This is a genomic window from Nitratireductor indicus C115 (genome assembly GCF_000300515.1).
Taxonomy (GTDB): Bacteria; Pseudomonadota; Alphaproteobacteria; order Rhizobiales; family Rhizobiaceae; genus Nitratireductor; species Nitratireductor indicus.
In genome coordinates this window covers 1-16,548 of the sequence record NZ_AMSI01000001.1, presented here as the reverse complement: position 1 = coordinate 16,548, position 16,548 = coordinate 1, and the positions used below count along the sequence as shown (strand labels likewise).

The following is a 16,548-nucleotide window of genomic DNA, read 5'->3' as shown; positions in this document are numbered from 1 at the left end:
CTTGGGCGGCTGGGAAACGCTTCTGCCGGAAGCGCTCGGGGCGTTGCCGGCGCTTCTGCTCATCGTTGCAAGCTTCTTCACCTCTGCGCTGACGGCGGTTTTCGGCGTCGGCGGCGGGCTTGCCATGCTCGCCCTGCTCGGTCTCTTCATTCCCGTGGCCGCGCTCATTCCCGTGCATGGGGCCGTGCAACTCGGCTCCAATACGGGCCGGGCCTGGCATCAGCGTGCGCATATCCGCTTTTCGATTGCCACGCCCTTCATCATCGGCAGCCTCGTGGGGGCGACCGCGGGCGCGTTTTTCGTGGTGCAGTTGCCCGACGCGCTGTTGAAGCTGGTGCTCGGCATATTCGTCATCGTCGTGACCTGGGCAAAGATACCGGGAGCCGCAAGGCTCGGCCATGCGGGACTGGCAATCGGCAGCGCCGTATTGGCGCTGGCCAGCATGTTCGTGGGGGCCACTGGGCCGCTGCTTTCAGCCTTCTTCGCGCAGATCATTCCCGACGATCGCAAGGCGCTGATCGCCACCCATGCCGCCGGCATGACCATCCAGCATGCGCTGAAAGTAATCGTTTTCGCAGTGGCCGGCTTTGCCTTCTGGCGCTGGCTGCCGCTCATCGCCGTAATGATCGCCTCCGGTTATATGGGCACGATCTACGGCAGCAAGCTCCTGGAAAAAATGCCGGAAGAGACCTTCCGCCGCTGGTTCAAGATCGGACTTACACTGCTTGCGCTGGACCTGGCGCGACGCGGACTGATGGGACTTCTGTGAATCGGGCCGATGGCAATTCGCCGTTGCATGAGAAGCCATGAACAGGCATAGCCTGTCTTTCAGGGTGGGTGCCTGACGGAACAGGAACGGATGATTTGAAGATCGGAAAAGCCAAGACGGATTCAGGCGCGGTGATCCCCGTCATTCGCCGGATCTTCGCGGAGAACGGCCGCGAGTATCTCGGCCATTATGCCATCGCGATCGTCTGCATGCTCGCCATCGCCGCGACCACGGCGTTCAGCGCCTGGATCATGCGCGACATCATCGACGAGGTCTTCTACCGCCAGCAATGGCATCTGGTCGCATGGATCTGCGGAGCCATCGTCGCCGCATTCGCCATTCGCGGCTTTGCCACCTACGGCCAATCGGTCATGCTGGCCAAGATCGGAAACAACATCGTTGCGCGCTACCAGCAGCGCGTCTTCGATCATCTGATGCGGCTCGACATCGGCTTCTTCACGGCCACGCGCTCCGGCCAGCTTTCCGCGCAGATCAGCCAGAATGTCGGCGGTATCCGCGATCTTCTCAACATGACAGTCGCTTCCATCGCGCGCGATCTCGTGACGCTGATCGGCCTCGTCGCGGTGATGGTGATGCAGGATCCGCTGCTCTCGGCCATCGCGCTCGTCATCGGTCCGCCACTCATCATTTCGGTCAACTATCTGATGCGGCGTCTGCGTCGCGTCACGCGCGAGGCGGTGGAGGTCAATTCCCGGCTGCTCGGCGCCATGCAGGAATCCGTGCAGGGCATCGCGATCATCAAGGCCTTCACGATGGAAGAACAGCTTTCGCAGAAGATGACCGGCCTCATCTCCTATGCGGAAGAGCGTTCCAACAAGATCGCCCGCGTCTCGGAGCGGCTTGGGCCGATCACCGAGCTTCTGGCCGGTCTCGCCATTGCCGGCGTTATCGGCTACGCGGCCTGGCGCGCTTCCGTCGCTTCGCAGCCGCCTGGCACGGTGTTCGCCTTCATCACGGCCTTGTTGCTCGCCTACGATCCCGTGCGCAAGCTCGCCCGCGTTCAGGTCAATCTGGAGCGCGCGCTCGTGAACGCACGCATGATCTACGAAATCCTCGACATCGAACCAAAGCAGCGCGACGCCGACGGTTCCGTGCCGCTCAAGGTCACGAAGGGCGATGTTATCTTCGACAAGGTCGCCTTCTCCTATGGCGAAAACCTGTCGGTGCTTCACGGCGTGAGCTTTACGGCGCAGGCCGGCCAGACGACCGCTATCGTGGGACCTTCAGGCGCCGGCAAGTCGACGCTGTTTGCGCTGTTGCAGCGGTTCTACGATATCGATGACGGCAGCATCAGGATCGATGAACAGGACATCTCGCACGTCACCAAGAGTTCCCTGCGCGGCGCCATCGCCTATGTCTCGCAGCAACCCTACCTGTTCGAGGGCACGATCCGCGACAACATCCGCTACGGCAGACCCGATGCGACCGACCAGGAAGTGGAAGAGGCAGCGCGGCTTGCCCATGCCGACGAGTTCATCCGCCAGCAGGCCGAAGGCTACAACACGCTGGTGGGCGAGAACGGAGCAACACTTTCCGGCGGGCAGCGCCAGCGTCTTTCCATTGCCCGCGCCATCGTGCGCGACGCGCCCATCCTCCTGCTCGACGAAGCGACTTCGGCGCTAGACAATGAATCAGAGGCGCGCGTGCAGGAAGCGCTCGAACAGATCATGAAGACGCGCACAACGCTGGTGATCGCGCATCGCCTTTCGACCGTGGTCAACGCCGACCGCATCATCGTCCTGGAAGAGGGTCACCTGGTGGAGGAAGGCACGCATGCCTCCCTTGTGCGCAAACCCCACGGCATTTATGCACGCTTCCACAAGATGCAGAGCGAAAAGGGCGAGGATCTGCTTGCCAACACTACGGCCGGCATCGGAGCCAGCATCGGGGCAAACACCGAAGCCAGCACTGGGGCGCCGGTCGAGCCTGCGGCACAGGAGACCAAGTGAATGGGTGATGGGCAATGAGCGAAATGGGGCTGGTGATCGTCGGCGCCGCGGGCCGCATGGGGCAAACACTCATCCGGACCATTCAGGGGATGGAGGGCGTTCGCGTCGCTGCCGCAGTGGAGCGCAAGGGGTCTCCCTTCGTGGGAAAGGACGCCGGTGAAATCGCGGGCGTCGGCGTCATCGATGTTCCTGTTACCGACGATCCCCTGGCGGCCTTCGCCAAGGCCGATGGCGTTCTGGATTTCACGAGCCCTTCGGCAAGCGTCGAATTTGCGGGATATGCCGCCCAGGCACGTATCGTCCATGTGATCGGCACCACGGGTTGCGAGGCCGAGCATGACGAAAAGATCAAGGCCGCGGCTCACCATGCGACCATCGTCAAGTCGGGCAATATGAGCCTTGGTGTGAACCTTCTCGCGGTGCTGGTGAAGCAGGCGGCCAGAGCGCTCGATGCCAACGACTTCGATATCGAGGTGTTGGAAATGCACCACCGCCACAAGGTGGATGCGCCTTCGGGCACGGCCTATCTGCTGGGCCAGGCGGCAGCCGAGGGACGCGCCATCTCGCTTGCAGAGCACAGCGTGCGCGTACGCGACGGCATTACCGGCCCGCGCGAAGCCTCGAGCATCGGCTTTGCCACCCTGCGCGGCGGCTCCGTGGTGGGAGAGCATTCGGTGATCCTGGCCGGCCCAGGCGAGCGGATAACCCTTTCGCATCATGCCGACGACCGGTCGATCTTCGCCCGGGGCGCTGTGAAGGCGGCGCTGTGGGCACATGGGCGCAAGCCCGGCCTTTATTCCATGCTCGACGTGCTCGGGCTCAATCCGTGATTGTCCATTTTTCGAAACTGCAAGGGAAGCATCCATGTCCGGAACCCTGATCCTCGTCCGCCACGGACAGAGCGAATGGAACCTCAAGAACCTGTTCACGGGCTGGCGCGACCCGGGCCTGACCGAAAAGGGTCATGAGGAGGCAAAGGAAGCCGGCCGCAAGCTGAAAGCGCTCGGCTTCAAGCCCGACATCGCCTTCACCTCCGCGCTTTCTCGGGCGCAGGTGACTTGCGATCACATTCTCCATGAACTCGGCCAGGACGGGCTGAAGACGATCCGCGACCAGGCGCTCAACGAACGCGACTATGGCGACCTTTCTGGTTTGAACAAGGATGATGCGCGCGAGAAATGGGGCGAGGAACAGGTTCACATATGGCGCCGTTCCTATGACACGCCGCCGCCCGGAGGCGAGAGCCTGAAGGATACGGGTGCACGCGTGTGGCCCTATTTCCTGCACGACATTCTGCCGCATGTGCTGCGTGGCGAGACGGTTCTTGTGGCGGCGCACGGCAATTCGTTGCGCTCGCTCGTCATGGCGCTCGACGGGCTGAGCGGCGATGAGATCGTCAAGATGGAGATCGGCACGGGCGTGCCCATCATCTACAGGCTGAACGCGGATTCCACCGTGGCTTCCAAGGAAATCCTGGAAGACTGAGACATGCGAATACGGCGTGCGAAGCGGGCCAGCCGGCTTCGCACGCCGATCTTCGGAGCCGCACGCCGGCGGCTTTAAAATTCCACCGCAGGATCGAGAATTCGCGTTGACATATCAGGGCTTGGCCCTTACATCGGCAGCGCACACCTGCCCAGGTGGCGGAATTGGTAGACGCGCACGGTTCAGGTCCGTGTGCCGCGAGGCGTGGAGGTTCGAGTCCTCTCCTGGGCACCATCTTTCCAGCGCGTGACCACCTGCCAATTCATCCGCGCTTTGTGTTTCCAGACAATTGAACATCTTCGACGCAAAACGGCGTTGCAGTTCTTAGCGGTGGCTTCAGACAGCCCGGCCTTCGGCTTGCCTCGGGCGATAGCCTATGCTCCATGAAATAATGCGAAATGGCGGAGAGATGCCGGTGAGAAAACGTAACCTGATCTATCTCGCCCTTGCCGTCTTCATTTCCATCGGCGTTGTGCTCGACGTGATTTTCTGGCCTTACGGCGCGAGCGGCATGACTTGGAACGACTTCGTCCAGCTGATCGGGATCCTCTTTCTCGCCTATTGGTGGCAGGCAGAGGATGCGATTGTTCTGGGCAAGGAACGGAGCACGCTCAGCAAGGTAATGACGCTTCTTTTCGTCCCGGCCGGACTCGCCATCTACCTCTTCCAGACCCGAGAATGGCCTAACGCCCTGGCGGCCCTCGCGCTGTTTCTCGGCGGGATCGTGGCTGTGGCCTATCTGACCGGCATGGCCGCCTTTATGCTCATGTTTCCGGGCGAGGCGATGCAAACCCTTTGAGGTCTTCCGTCGCTCCGGAAGCCTTCTGGATTATTTTGCAATAACGCTGGGCTTTCGTAACTACAGCCCGCACAGCCTTTGTGCTTCAGTACTCCTTTCCGATCGGGCATTGTTACACTCACCCAGTTCAGATAAATATACATATGCATATTCTGGCACTTTCCACCTTTGGTGAACGCTGCGGCATCGCGACGTATAATGACGCGCTGGTGCACGCCATTCGGAACAAGGGGCATTCGGTCGATATCCATCCCGTTGATGTGGCCACCGCCCGCAAGCTCTCCCCCCGTCAGCTGCCATACTGCTTCGACAGCTTCGAAGCCAAGCTTGCCGGCTGCGATGCACTCATCATCCAGCATGAATACGGACTTTTCGGTGGGCGCTTTCCATCGGGCGTCGCACAGAAAGTCTTTGCCCATGTGATGAAATCCGTGGTTGCGGCAAACAAGCCAACCGCCATCATCTTTCATTCGGAACCGAGAACCTCGCGCCGTTTCCTTTCCAAGAAACGCCACTACTGGAAACGCATTCGCACCCTTATCAACGAGAACCCACGCATTTTCACCGTGGTGCATGGTGAAACGGCACGTCAGCAATATCTGGAAGCGGGATTGTCGGAACAAGCAATCTGGGCGACCCGCCACCCCCTCCCTGAACCGCACAAGATCAGGAAAAAGAAATCCTCCGCTGGCGATGTCACGCTGACAATCTTCGGCTTTATTGCCAAATATAAGGGATATGATGAGATTCTGGCCGCTCTCGATCTGCTGCCCGGCAAATACCGGCTTCTGATCGCCGGCGGAGAACACCCGGGAAACACGCTGGACGACACGTATCGCCGCCTGCAGGAAGCCCAGGACCCGCGCATCGAGATAACCGGCTGGCTGGAAGAAGAGGATATTCCCGCGATCATGGAGCGGACGGACATCGTTCTGGCTCCTTATCACGAGAACGGACCGGCAGGCTCGGGCGCTGTGACATGGGGCATATGTCATGGACGCCCGATCATTGCATCACGCACGATAACCTTTCGCGAAATTCAGGAGGAGGCCGGCTGCTTCGAGCTGGTGCCGCCGAAGGATCCCAAAGCCCTCGCCGAGGCAATCGAGAAAGTGGCGACAGATAAAACCCTGCAGAAACAGCTGGCTGAAAACGCGCTTGCTTACGCTGGAAATCATAGCTGGACTGCGATGGCCGAAGGCCTTCTGGGACGTCTGGGCGGATCCTGATCACTCTGCAGCGCAAAGACATTGGGCAACTGGGGGGCAGGATATGTTACATGGTGCCATGAGAAAATTGTCATCGAGCTTGAGCAGCAAGCGCGGCCAATCAGCAGAACCCGGCTCCGTGCGGGAAGTCCTGTGTCTCGCCGAGGAGAAGCTCGAAGGCTGGTGCAGCCGGGAAAAGGCTGCGGCGCTCGTTGATCTCATCAGGCAGGAAAAGCCCGACATCTGCGTTGAAATCGGAATTTTCGGCGGGCGCTCAATCGTGCCCTGTGCGGCGGCATTGCGGGAAAACGGTAGCGGCGTGGTCTATGGTATCGAAACATGGAGCCCGGCGGTTGCCACCGAACACTTCACCAGCGAGGAAAATGACGCCTGGTGGAAAGAGGTCGATTTCCCCGGCATCAAACGCAACTTCCTCGCCTTCATAGCGAAGCATGACCTTACCCGGCAAATCCGAGTGCTCGAATGTCCTTCGCGGGAGGCATATGTGCTTTTCGACAGGATCGACTTCCTGCATATCGACGGCGCCCACTCCGTCTTCAACGCTGCCGAGGATGTCGTCCTTTATGCGAAGAAGCTCAAGGTCGGCGGCATCGTCGTTCTCGATGATATAGACTGGCCCACCACCGGGCCCGCGCACGACATTCTGAAGTCTATCGCCGACCCCGTTTTGACACTCACCAACAAAGACGGTTTGCCGGCCTGCGCCTTCATGCGCAAGGTGCGCAACTGATCTTGCCGTTTCCTCGCCGCATTTCGCCTTTATCGGCGCGGCAGTATTTCGGATCAGGATAAACTTCATGAAGCATCATGGAATGCATCGCCGCGTGGCGATGCCGCTTGCCGTGCTTTTGCTCGGGACACTCGCTACCCCTGCCTTCGCCCAGTGCGGCAGCGCCTCCTGGTATGCACTGACCTCAAAAACCGCCTCCGGGGAACGCATGAACCCTGCTGCAATGACTGCCGCCCACCGCTCCCTGCCCTTCGGCACGAAGCTGCGCGTGGTCAACAAGCGCAACGGCCGTAGCGTCGTCGTGCGGATCAACGATCGCGGCCCCTTCGTGCGCGGGCGCATTCTCGATCTCTCCAAGGCTGCCGCTTCGAGGCTCGGCTTCATCAAGGCCGGCCACACAAAGGTATGCATCGAGGCGCGCTAGCTTTTTGCTTTTGCGCATTCATGCGGGGCACCGTTGGGCGGGTTGATTTTCTTTCAAGGAAGCATGCCGTAACGTCGCTTGACATAAGGGGGCTTGCGCCGTCATCTGCCCCTCTTATCTGTTGGTCTCAGCCGCATTCGTGCGAAGCCAGTGAGTTACCTTTGGCCGCGGAATGCTCTAGCCCTCGTCTCAAGCTCTCTTCGAGCCCCTGCCTGGAGTCCCACCCATGTCGCTCAAAGTCGCCATACAGATGGACCATGTTTCCACCATTTCGATCGCCGGCGACACAAGCTTCGCCATGGCGCTGGAAGCCCAGGCGCGCGGCCACGCCCTCTGGCACTACACGCCCGACCGCCTGTCCATGGCCAACGGCAAGGTCATTGCCTGGGCGGAACGCCTCACGGTGCGCGACGTGAAGGGAGATCATTTCACGCTCGGTGAACCGGAGCGGCTCGATCTTTCCACGATGGATGTGGTTCTCCTGCGTCAAGATCCGCCCTTCGACATGAACTACATCACCACAACGCATATTCTGGAGCGTATCCACCCGAGGACGCTCGTGGTCAACGATCCGGCCTGGGTGCGCAACAGCCCCGAGAAGATCTTCGTCACCGAATTCGCCGACCTGATGCCCGAAACGCTGATCACCCGCGACCCGCGCGAGGTCGACGATTTCCGTCGCCAGCACGGCGACATTATCGTCAAGCCGCTTTACGGAAACGGGGGAGCAGGCATTTTTCACCTGCGCGAGGGCGACCGCAACCTCGCCTCGCTTCTGGAAATGTTCATGCAGGCGTTTCGCGAACCCTTCATCGTCCAGCGTTATCTCAGCGAGGTGCGCGGCGGGGACAAGCGCATCCTGCTGATCGAGGGCGAGCCCGTCGGAGCGATCAACCGCGTGCCCGCAGAGCACGATTCCCGTTCGAACATGCATGTGGGCGGCAAGGCCGAGCCCTCCGAACTGACCAATCGCGAACATGAAATCTGCGCTCGCATCGGCCCCTCCCTGCGCGAACGCGGCTTCACCCTGGTCGGCATTGATGTCATTGGCGGATGGCTGACGGAAATCAACGTTACCTCGCCCACCGGCGTGCGCGAAGTGAAACGGTTTGGCGGTCCCGATATCGCAGCTCTCTTCTGGGATGCCGTGGAAGCCCGCCGCGCAGCCGCATAATCGTATCCGCACTGGATGTTCAGACCCTGCCCGGCCGGAAACGGCCGGGCTTTTTGTTCTCCTGGAGCAACCGCTTGCAACCTTATTGCAACCCAAGCGGAAAATTGTTCTCTTAATGTTCTTGATTTGATCGAAAAAAGCTGGTTTTGTATGGTTGTATTAAATCATTAGATGCTTGTTATGCGTGCATTTCATCAACTGCCGCTGACAGCCGAGTGGTGTTCCGGGGGCAGGTATGGTTTCGCGGGTTCGCACGATTGCATTTCAGGGCATTGAAGCCATTCCTGTCGACGTCCAGGTGATGGTGGCGCCCGGCAAAATGGGGATGCAGATCGTGGGGCTTGCCGACAAGGCGGTGGCGGAAAGCCGCGAGCGCGTGCAGGCAGCGCTTCACGCGTCCGGCCTTTCCATGCCGCCCAAGAAGGTCACCGTAAATCTGGCGCCGGCGGACCTGCCCAAAGAGGGCAGCCACTAATTCTATTTGTCCCATGTAAAACAATAGCTTGTGGGATTTTAGAATATTCGCTCACTGAATGCTCACCGCTGGCGCGAAGGCAGCATTGACCGCCCGCCCCACCTGCGGCACCTTCGCCTCGTTTTATTGGGGAGGCTACCTTGAAAGCTCTTATTGCGAGCGCGGCCCTAGCTGCAGCCGTTGTTCCAGCGAACAGCAGCGAAATCGATGTGACACCAGTGATGGCTCGGGACGTAGCCGCGGGCATCCGGCAAGCAGGTTTTAATTGCCCCTTGGTGAAGCTGGCCTACGCCAAAGGAGAGGATGCCTACGGCACCGTCACGAAGGTGTATTGCGGGCCGGCTGAGAGCGAAGGCGTCTATCCCAAAGCCGTCTTTCGCCTGACCTTCCGCCCTAACGGTGGAGTGATCATCAAGCCCTGGGATTGACCTGAAGTCCGTCCCCTGTGTCTGCTTTGTCGCCCATGGGCAACGTCCGGTTTGCAATCTCATTGTCGGATTTTCCGACATTGACGCCGTGCGGTGCCGCGTCATACTCATCCGCCATCCCCAAACGCAAAAAAGAGCCCCGCCAGCGCGAGGCCAGCGGGGCAGTTGGGGAGGATGCGGAAAGGTCAGGGCGCGAAGGATAAGCCTCCTACCCGCGCCGCCGTGGCGCACGTCCGTTACCCAGATGGTAACGCTTGCCGATGTGTCCAAATCTGGACGCATCTTATCACCGTTATAAGATCGGCAGTGAGGCCCCCATTTCTGGGGAGCGCAAACCGGACCCATGGGTCCAAATCTGGGCTCGTTTCCAGTTCGCGCCACGCTGGCGCAAACCAACCGGCTCACTCGCCCCACGGCGGGGCGCTCAGATTTGAGCCGTTGGAAATCAACGACTTCCGCCAATGGCGGATGAATCGGCCAAACACGGGATTTTCCCGCAATTGGTCGAAACATCTCATGAAACCAAGGACCTGCCGAAGCATGGCACGGCGGGGCGTGATCGAACTTCCCCCATTGGGGGATGAACCGGCCACCCCTCAAGCGAACAGGATCAGCGGGTTAAGCCGGAAAACTTGCCTACTTCCGGCCACCCCGTAAAGGTTCGGGCCCACAACCTTTGTTTGACGCGGCACCGCACCGCGCCAATGCCCCGCCCTATCGTCCTGCAGGTGAAAATGTGACACATGTTGCACAAATCACGGCGGCGGGCGTCCCGTCAGCCACGTGTACCCAGCAACGATCCAGCTCGCGAGCGTTACCACCCCGATGCCGATCCGAATGAGCCATCGCCCGAGTGTTCCGGCGCCGGCAGCCTGAGTGCGCAACTGCGCCATATCATCGGTGACCGGCTTCATGTCGTTGACCGTCTTCTTAGTCGCCTCGACCTCACCTTCCACATGCGAAAGGCGTTCGCTCACCTCATCGAGGCGGCGATGCACCACGGCGCGGCTGTCATCGGCGCGCTTCAGCCGATCGTCGATCCCCTTGAGCTCCCCCAGGATTTGCCCAAGGGTGCGCTCCACGCTTGCCTGAGTCATGCCCGCTATTCCCAAACCGCTCGCCCATGGCGGGCGCATTCCGATGGCGTCCAGATCGATGCACCGCAGAGACCTGCAACCGTCTCATCAATCTTGCCTTGATCGCGCGAGGTTGCCCCTTTCGCCCCGATCAGCGACGTTCCGACCACGGAGCGCAGGCCGTCACTCGTCGCAGGCACCGGTTTCGAAGTCGTACAGCCCGTCACGCTCAGCGCAGCGGCGATAGCGAGCCCGCCAGTCTTCAGCCGCATTGCCGGCCTCCTTGTTTTCATGATTGATCTTTCGCGCGAAAGCTACCTGTTCGACCGTGCGACCGCGCTGATAGCCATAGGCGTAGACGCCGACCACTAGAGCTGCGACCGTCAGAACACTGCCCACGGCCTTCCCTATGGGTGAGAGGATGAAGCCAAGCATCACGCCAGCCCTTCCCGGATATCCTTCACTGCGTTGACGATCTGCCGGCGCAAGAGAACGATCAGAAGCAGCACCAGAATTGCCGCCCCTGCGATCACTGCGAGCGTCTGCCAGTCAACACCCCATAAGAGCCCGCCGCCGACACCACCTGCACCAAAGAAACCCGTGAGCTTCTGCCAGAGCCCGGTCTTTTCCTTGACCTTCTCTTCGACGGCCTCAGGGACAACAGGCTTCGTTACAGTGACTTCCTTTACGTCTGCCGGTTGCCCAACCATAGCAAGCGCATCACGCCGCACATCATCGACACGACGCGTCCAGCCATTCCCGAATGTAGGCCAATGCTTCAGCTTGCGCAGGAACGACATGCGAGCGTCGCAGAGCTTGTTGATGACCTTGGCAGCATCCATGGCCGATACGGCTTCAATAGTCTGCGGACCAACGCGCCCATCGACAGACACGCCAGCGATGGATTGCAGATACTTTGCCGCGCGGGCTGGCCCGGAATTCACGGCAAAATCGAACACCGCATAATCGATGCCTGACGGAAGCGCCTGCGCGTTCACCGCCGCCCAATAGTGTCGATAATAGACGGTTGCCACCTGATCATCGGAGATAGCGCGCAGATCGGCCTTGCTGGCGTCCGCCTTCACATAGCGGCGGAAGGTGGCCAGCGTGACCCCATTCATTGTCGCGCCGCCAGGGTCTTTCGGATTGTCGGCCCATCCGCCCTCATGTTTCAGGACAAGCGGAAGCGCCCGCGCGAAATTGCGGTCCATTGCAGTTTCCTTCTCTGATGGTGTTGGGTGGATTGAAATTCAACTTGACCGAACTACGTATTTCCCGTAATCACGAGCCATGCAAACCGTAGCTGAACTCAATAGCTTTCGACGTGCTGCCGAAGAGGCGGGCATGTCTGATGAGGACATTCAGGATTTGATTGCGTACCTCGCGAACAATCCTGATGCCGGGGATGAAATCCCCGGTACGGGCGGGTGTCGCAAAGTCAGGTTTCGCATTCGGGGCAATAATAAAGGCAAGAGCGGCGGCGTTCGTACAATCACCCTATTCTCGGGCGATGATCTGCCGGTGTTTCTGCTTACCGTCTTTGGCAAGAGCCAAAAGGTTTCCCTTTCCAAAGCGGAACGTAACGGTCTGAAAAAGATTTCGGATCAGATTGTTGATGAGTATGGGCGGCGTGTATTGCCGCTCGCTTCTGGAGAACGGACATGAGCAAAAAGGTTTTCGACCAGATCGCGGAGGGCATGAACGAGGCATTGGCCGTCGCCCGTGGCACGGCCAAACCGCGCAAGCTTCATGTTCCTGCCGAGATCGATATCAAAGCTATTCGCAAGGCCCTTGGGCTGTCGCAAGAGGATTTTGCGGCCGAGTTTTTCTTTTCCATCTCGCAAATTCGCGATTGGGAACAGGGACGCAGCCGCCCGCTGGACAATGCCCGCGTATACCTGCTGATGATCGCCAAGAACCCCAAGCTTGTTCGCAAGATGCTTGAGGAGATCAGGCAATCTAACCACGATGATGACAACGGCTCTATGGCCGCTGCCATGTAGCAGATATCAAAACACCTACTACTTGGCCCCGCCCCGTGCGGGGCTTTGTGTATGCGCCTGACGCCACGTATCTCCAGTTTCCTTTCATTGTGGAATGGATGTGCGAGAGAAGCGCACTGAGGTGACTTCACTCCAGAATCCCGTTCAAGGCCATTTAAGCGGTAGCGAGCAGAGAGTGAATTCTGTCTTTCCTGTTGGTGTTGAAGTCAGAAAAACGAGAAGAACGCTCCGGTATTTCCTACCTCTGGCTCCTCATATGTGACGCGAATTTCGATGGTGTAGACGCGGATATCACGATTGTTGAGACTGTTGTCATTGCGCATCTGGAGAGCAACGCCGAAGTTTGAAGCGTTCACGATGGCAGTCGTCAGAGAGTTTCCCCAAACATCAGCGGCCCCGCCATAGGTACGAGACTGATTTGTCTCATATGCAAGCTGCGTACCTGTAGCCTTGTCATCGCCCGCCAGAGAGCCGCTTACCACAAGGCGGACAGAATTATCTCTTGGGCCATCGTCAGAAGTGCCTTCCGCCCACCATCTGTAACGAACTTCAACTCCGAGTATCGTTGACCCATCCGGTATAGAGAAGCCGAAACCTGTAGCCTTCAGACGGTCGGTCAATCCGCCATCTTTGGCGACGTCTACAGCGGTCGAATATGTTCCGTAGTAGACGCCATCACCAGCGTCTCCTGAGTTGGTCCATACTGTTGCGCCGCTCACCGTTTCCGAAACGACAGTGCTGATTGCTTTCCAACCTGTATCAACCATGCTTCGGATCCTTCTCGAAGCGCGCTGCGACAACAGTCATAACGTCCTTAAATGAATTCCAAAGGACGCCATAGTGCGCTGGCGTCATTCCATCGTGCGCCGAATAGATTGCGGCACACGTTTGCGGGCTTGACGAAATAGACCAAAGGAACAAATCCTGAAGCGCAGGGCTCATCGCACCCCACATATTCATGATCGACCAACGAAGAGCCATAATCTTTCTGGCGTCATCTATGGATTCCATAGAACGCAAGGCTTCTTCAATCGTGACTTCTCCGACAGATCGGGAAAAAGTCGTTATCTGACAATTCCCCTCATCTGGGTCGAAGCCTTCACGGCTGGAATCAGCATCGCGGCACGCCGTCACCCAATCCTGCCAAGGATCTAGAATGGTGAAAATGCGGTCACTCATATCAAGGCTCCACAGCGTAAGCGATCATATCCCATTTCGCAGCTCCGCTGTTGTAGAGAAAGCCGAAATACATCTGCTTTCCGAGAACGGTTGCGGACGGCAATGCGTCGACGATGCCACGGAAACCAGCGCCCCACGTCAGCGCCCTAGATGTCCCATTATCCTTGAGGCGGATCATAAGTTTTTCGCCGTCCTGCGGCGTGCCGATAGGCGCATTGATGGTAAGGGCAGCCGCTTGGGCGGACAGGGAATATTGATCGTATGAATCGAGATCCGGGGTTATCGATGCGGCGGTTGTCGAAATGAACACGCGAGGCATGATGCGCTTCGCGGAGATGACTTCTGCGCCGGTCAGCGTAGCATAATCGTCAGGGTCGAAATTTCCAGCATCCCATACGATATTCCCGTTGACACTGAAAGCGGAACAACTAGCGGCCAAGGTGGCCGAACCTGTGTCGCCGCTAGTCCCACCCGTGGCAACAATTCTTGCGGTATCATAGACGCCAGAGGCGAAAGTCTTGAAGCCAAGGGTCGCTGAGCCATTGCTGGAGCGAACGCCACCGACATACATACTACCTTTTGAATAGAAATGGCCCGAGTCGGAGATCAGAGCCGCACGACTGGTACCCTGATACCAAGAAAAAGTGTAGCCGTCTTCGACGACATGGTTCATTCCGTTGCTGTAGGCATTTATGCCCACCGTTGACCCGTATAGGGCAATGTGTCTGGAGAGGTTGCTGGCATCCGCCGCCCACTGCGAACCGAAGCTGATGCCGCTTTTGAACTCACCCCCCGCATCGGTCATTACCCGGGTCCATGGGCCCCAACTCGTGTCGTTTCCCTTGTGACGAATATAAATGACCGGTGAAGTGGTGCCCGTTGTGGTTGGCGGGTAAGTGACTGCACGCATTATGATGCGCAGCGATAAGTCCTGTGAGTAGATATTTTCGACCTGAATGTGCCAAAACGATTGAGTGGGAGAATATGGCGGGAATGTTCCAGTATTCGTACCAGTGGCTGCAACAAGGCCCTTGAATCCTGCATTGCAATCGGTATCGATATTCAGCGCTGAAGTCCCGGTGTAATAATCTCCAAAATCCTGTAAAACAAGATTTGCAACATAACCCAAACGAGGAATAACGTTATCGTCTGTGGCGTTACCGGCCCAATTGGTCGCAGTATTTCGAAAAGCGGCATCACCCAAAGATGCCGTCAAAGCAATCTGAGAAACATTCAGGCCGGAACCCTTGATAAGCTTTCCAGTCGTTCCGCTGTAAAGAGGAATCTCATTGTCGACAACGCCACCGGGCGGCCCGACAACATCGCCTGTGCCTGCGCCATCCTGTCCCTTGGCCGCGACAAGATCCCAGACAGTCTGCCAATCGGCCCCTACCCCCGGCTCTGTGGTCGAACCTGATGTGTGGGCGGATGTGCAGATATAGGACGATCCGCCCCGCTCGACGGTATCTAACTTTTCGTAGGCGGTCGATGTTGCCCACTCGCCCTGCCATCCGTCCCAAGCAGGTCCAGTATCCCCCTTGTCGCCCTTATCACCTTTTAGACCCTGAGGGCCTTCGGGGCCTTGAGGCCCCTCTGGACCCGTGTCGCCCTGATCTCCCTTGTCTCCCTTGTCACCTTTCTCGCCCTTCGCGCCCTGTGCGGCCGGGACGAATTGCCAGTATTCGTCATCCTCGTCGGCGCTAGGAGGCTCGTTCCCGACATTCCCATCCACCTTCGATGCGAAAGTGCGGCTGCCGAACCAAACAGTGTCGTTGGCATCGTAACTGGTGCTGTTGTCCCACTCCCCGGCGAGGTTGAAGCCTTCGCCAGCGGGACCGGGAGTGCCGGGCGGCCCTTCAGTGCCAGTCAAATAAGCCGGATCGCTCCAATCACCCGATCCGCCATCGCTCATGGTGTAGATCGCGGCCCTGCCCGATCCCGTATCGGACACGAGGACCATAAAACCAGGGTCCTCATTGTCATAATCTCCCCGAGCCGTGAGGTCATCAACTTGCGGGATGCCAAGCAGGGAAATGGTGGAGCCGGCCACCTTAACATATCGCCGGCCGACATTGTCACGCAGGACCGTATCGCCATCGTCAGCCGCACCGCTGGACAGATCGAGGCGATAGAGCGCAGCTTTGGATTTGACGAAGATAAACCGCGTCTGCTCGAAATCATTGTCGCGCACATCGGCCACGGTATCGACATGCGTGGAGACCTGATCTTTCATGTAGGCGCGAACTTCCGCCGAAACCCAATCGGCACTCTGCTTGAACGCGGTCGAGGGCTTGATGATCGGCATGCGTGGGTTTCCTCACATATGCGCAAGGGCTATCGCGCGCTGATGAAAAGCGCGGCGATGCTCTGCAGATGGTGATTTCAGGTTTGGTTTAGGCCGACGGCGTCAGGCGGCGAATGTTCATGGTGGCGCGGGCAATGCGGCTGCCGGATGCGAGTCCGCCGGATGAGCGCCGAGCCTTCAGGCTAATCGTGTGTGTCGCAACATCGTCCACGGAGATATAATAAAAACTGTCTTCTCGCGCCGAACCAGAGGTGAGAGAATCGAAGGTGCCAGTGATTTCAACCAGCACAAACCGCGGTGACGATTCACCATCGAAATATATGCCGATATCAAACTTTGTGGAGGCGCCAGTTTGCGAAAGATTCGTTTGAATATATGCTTCCCGGATTTGGATTTCCCAAACATCGCCAACTGAGCCAGATAGCCCTGTGGCAGAAAGAATGGTGGTTCCACCTTCAGCATAGGCGACATTACCACTTGGCCCATACATCTTGAAGAACTT

Annotated in this window: 20 protein-coding genes, 1 tRNA gene and 1 pseudogene; 14 read left to right on the top strand and 8 right to left on the bottom strand. The window is 58.5% G+C overall.

What is annotated here, in order from left to right; translation table 11 throughout:
* Position 1: 1 nt before the first annotated feature.
* From NA8A_RS00110 to NA8A_RS00055, 12 genes and pseudogenes are all read left to right on the top strand, one after another.
* Complete coding sequence (locus NA8A_RS00110; protein ID WP_009449171.1) at positions 2-769, top strand: sulfite exporter TauE/SafE family protein; 768 nt, start codon at positions 2-4, stop codon at positions 767-769.
* A 95-nt stretch (positions 770-864) separates the two neighbouring features.
* The gene (locus NA8A_RS00105; protein WP_009449170.1) at positions 865-2,739 is read left to right on the top strand and encodes an ABC transporter ATP-binding protein; all 1,875 of its coding nucleotides are present in this window, start codon (positions 865-867) and stop codon (positions 2,737-2,739) included.
* Positions 2,740-2,753: 14 nt separating this feature from the next.
* Positions 2,754-3,569: a 4-hydroxy-tetrahydrodipicolinate reductase gene (gene dapB / locus NA8A_RS00100; RefSeq protein ID WP_040671448.1), complete on the top strand. Its 816-nt coding sequence runs from the start codon at positions 2,754-2,756 to the stop codon at positions 3,567-3,569.
* A 34-nt stretch (positions 3,570-3,603) separates the two neighbouring features.
* Positions 3,604-4,224: a 2,3-bisphosphoglycerate-dependent phosphoglycerate mutase gene (locus NA8A_RS00095; protein ID WP_009449168.1), complete on the top strand. Its 621-nt coding sequence runs from the start codon at positions 3,604-3,606 to the stop codon at positions 4,222-4,224.
* A gap of 149 nt (positions 4,225-4,373) precedes the next feature.
* Positions 4,374-4,458, top strand: a tRNA-Leu gene (locus tag NA8A_RS00090).
* 181 nt (positions 4,459-4,639) lie between these two features.
* Positions 4,640-5,023: a hypothetical protein gene (locus NA8A_RS00085; RefSeq protein WP_074896611.1), complete on the top strand. Its 384-nt coding sequence runs from the start codon at positions 4,640-4,642 to the stop codon at positions 5,021-5,023.
* 143 nt (positions 5,024-5,166) lie between these two features.
* Complete coding sequence (locus tag NA8A_RS00080; protein ID WP_009449166.1) at positions 5,167-6,252, top strand: glycosyltransferase; 1,086 nt, start codon at positions 5,167-5,169, stop codon at positions 6,250-6,252.
* A gap of 58 nt (positions 6,253-6,310) precedes the next feature.
* Positions 6,311-6,982 (top strand): class I SAM-dependent methyltransferase, encoded by a 672-nt coding sequence (locus NA8A_RS00075; protein WP_157174124.1) that lies wholly within the window; start codon positions 6,311-6,313, stop codon positions 6,980-6,982.
* An 82-nt stretch (positions 6,983-7,064) separates the two neighbouring features.
* Entirely contained in the window at positions 7,065-7,406 is a 342-nt protein-coding gene (locus NA8A_RS00070; protein WP_143087939.1) for a septal ring lytic transglycosylase RlpA family protein, read from the top strand.
* Between the two features lie 226 nt (positions 7,407-7,632).
* Positions 7,633-8,580 (top strand): glutathione synthase, encoded by a 948-nt coding sequence (gshB, locus tag NA8A_RS00065; RefSeq protein ID WP_009449163.1) that lies wholly within the window; start codon positions 7,633-7,635, stop codon positions 8,578-8,580.
* 235 nt (positions 8,581-8,815) lie between these two features.
* Positions 8,816-9,052, top strand: a pseudogene (locus tag NA8A_RS00060) (magnesium chelatase domain-containing protein); the annotation flags it as partial.
* Between the two features lie 143 nt (positions 9,053-9,195).
* Complete coding sequence (locus NA8A_RS00055) at positions 9,196-9,483, top strand: hypothetical protein (RefSeq protein ID WP_009449161.1); 288 nt, start codon at positions 9,196-9,198, stop codon at positions 9,481-9,483.
* Between the two features lie 755 nt (positions 9,484-10,238).
* Here NA8A_RS00055 and NA8A_RS24260 read toward each other — a convergent pair.
* Genes NA8A_RS24260 through NA8A_RS00035 form a run of 4 tightly spaced genes read right to left on the bottom strand, consistent with a single transcriptional unit; the run spans position 10,239 to position 11,770 of the window.
* A complete protein-coding gene (locus NA8A_RS24260; protein WP_009449160.1) occupies positions 10,239-10,580 on the bottom strand; it encodes a DUF1515 family protein in 342 nt (113 codons plus the stop codon).
* A gap of 5 nt (positions 10,581-10,585) precedes the next feature.
* On the bottom strand, positions 10,586-10,831 hold the full coding sequence (locus NA8A_RS25410; RefSeq protein ID WP_086006145.1) for a hypothetical protein: 246 nt from the start codon (positions 10,829-10,831) through the stop codon (positions 10,586-10,588).
* On the bottom strand, positions 10,743-10,994 hold the full coding sequence (locus NA8A_RS00040) for a hypothetical protein (protein WP_009449159.1): 252 nt from the start codon (positions 10,992-10,994) through the stop codon (positions 10,743-10,745). Before NA8A_RS00040 ends, NA8A_RS25410 begins: the two co-directional genes overlap by 89 nt.
* Entirely contained in the window at positions 10,994-11,770 is a 777-nt protein-coding gene (locus NA8A_RS00035; RefSeq protein WP_009449158.1) for a glycoside hydrolase family 108 protein, read from the bottom strand. The genes NA8A_RS00040 and NA8A_RS00035 overlap by 1 nt, the downstream gene beginning before the upstream one ends.
* Before the next feature lie 79 nt (positions 11,771-11,849).
* Between NA8A_RS00035 and NA8A_RS00030 the strand changes: the two genes are divergently transcribed.
* Together NA8A_RS00030 and NA8A_RS00025 are read left to right on the top strand one after the other, a co-directional pair.
* Positions 11,850-12,224, top strand: a complete 375-nt coding sequence (locus tag NA8A_RS00030; protein ID WP_040671444.1) for a type II toxin-antitoxin system RelE/ParE family toxin — start codon at positions 11,850-11,852, stop codon at positions 12,222-12,224.
* Positions 12,221-12,562, top strand: coding sequence for a helix-turn-helix domain-containing protein (locus NA8A_RS00025; RefSeq protein ID WP_009449156.1), 342 nt, complete (start codon positions 12,221-12,223; stop codon positions 12,560-12,562). The genes NA8A_RS00030 and NA8A_RS00025 overlap by 4 nt, the downstream gene beginning before the upstream one ends.
* Before the next feature lie 206 nt (positions 12,563-12,768).
* Here NA8A_RS00025 and NA8A_RS24970 read toward each other — a convergent pair whose 3' ends face one another.
* The 4 genes from NA8A_RS24970 to NA8A_RS00005 form a co-directional block, all read right to left on the bottom strand.
* The gene (locus NA8A_RS24970; RefSeq protein ID WP_143088159.1) at positions 12,769-13,329 is read right to left on the bottom strand and encodes a hypothetical protein; all 561 of its coding nucleotides are present in this window, start codon (positions 13,327-13,329) and stop codon (positions 12,769-12,771) included.
* The gene (locus tag NA8A_RS00015) at positions 13,322-13,741 is read right to left on the bottom strand and encodes a hypothetical protein (RefSeq protein ID WP_009449154.1); all 420 of its coding nucleotides are present in this window, start codon (positions 13,739-13,741) and stop codon (positions 13,322-13,324) included. Before NA8A_RS00015 ends, NA8A_RS24970 begins: the two co-directional genes overlap by 8 nt.
* Position 13,742: 1 nt before the next feature.
* On the bottom strand, positions 13,743-16,046 hold the full coding sequence (locus tag NA8A_RS25620; protein ID WP_009449153.1) for an ICP22 family protein: 2,304 nt from the start codon (positions 16,044-16,046) through the stop codon (positions 13,743-13,745).
* A gap of 88 nt (positions 16,047-16,134) precedes the next feature.
* Positions 16,135-16,548 (bottom strand): hypothetical protein (locus NA8A_RS00005; protein ID WP_009449152.1); only part of this gene is annotated, 414 nt, incomplete at its 5' end.

Bases quoted from the DNA above. Each gene is read 5' to 3' on its own strand.
- NA8A_RS24970 (WP_143088159.1), bottom strand. From the start codon at position 13,329: ATGGTTGATACAGGTTGGAAAGCAATCAGCACTGTCGTTTCGGAAACG.
- NA8A_RS25410 (WP_086006145.1), bottom strand. From the start codon at position 10,831: ATGCGGCTGAAGACTGGCGGGCTCGCTATCGCCGCTGCGCTGAGCGTG.
- NA8A_RS00035 (WP_009449158.1), bottom strand. From the start codon at position 11,770: ATGGACCGCAATTTCGCGCGGGCGCTTCCGCTTGTCCTGAAACATGAG.
- NA8A_RS00095 (WP_009449168.1), top strand. From the start codon at position 3,604: ATGTCCGGAACCCTGATCCTCGTCCGCCACGGACAGAGCGAATGGAAC.
- NA8A_RS00075 (WP_157174124.1), top strand. From the start codon at position 6,311: ATGAGAAAATTGTCATCGAGCTTGAGCAGCAAGCGCGGCCAATCAGCA.
- dapB (WP_040671448.1), top strand. From the start codon at position 2,754: ATGAGCGAAATGGGGCTGGTGATCGTCGGCGCCGCGGGCCGCATGGGG.
- gshB (WP_009449163.1), top strand. From the start codon at position 7,633: ATGTCGCTCAAAGTCGCCATACAGATGGACCATGTTTCCACCATTTCG.
- NA8A_RS00070 (WP_143087939.1), top strand. From the start codon at position 7,065: ATGCATCGCCGCGTGGCGATGCCGCTTGCCGTGCTTTTGCTCGGGACA.
- NA8A_RS00080 (WP_009449166.1), top strand. From the start codon at position 5,167: ATGCATATTCTGGCACTTTCCACCTTTGGTGAACGCTGCGGCATCGCG.
- NA8A_RS00030 (WP_040671444.1), top strand. From the start codon at position 11,850: ATGCAAACCGTAGCTGAACTCAATAGCTTTCGACGTGCTGCCGAAGAG.
- NA8A_RS00025 (WP_009449156.1), top strand. From the start codon at position 12,221: ATGAGCAAAAAGGTTTTCGACCAGATCGCGGAGGGCATGAACGAGGCA.
- NA8A_RS00015 (WP_009449154.1), bottom strand. From the start codon at position 13,741: ATGAGTGACCGCATTTTCACCATTCTAGATCCTTGGCAGGATTGGGTG.
- NA8A_RS24260 (WP_009449160.1), bottom strand. From the start codon at position 10,580: ATGACTCAGGCAAGCGTGGAGCGCACCCTTGGGCAAATCCTGGGGGAG.
- NA8A_RS25620 (WP_009449153.1), bottom strand. From the start codon at position 16,046: ATGCCGATCATCAAGCCCTCGACCGCGTTCAAGCAGAGTGCCGATTGG.
- NA8A_RS00040 (WP_009449159.1), bottom strand. From the start codon at position 10,994: ATGCTTGGCTTCATCCTCTCACCCATAGGGAAGGCCGTGGGCAGTGTT.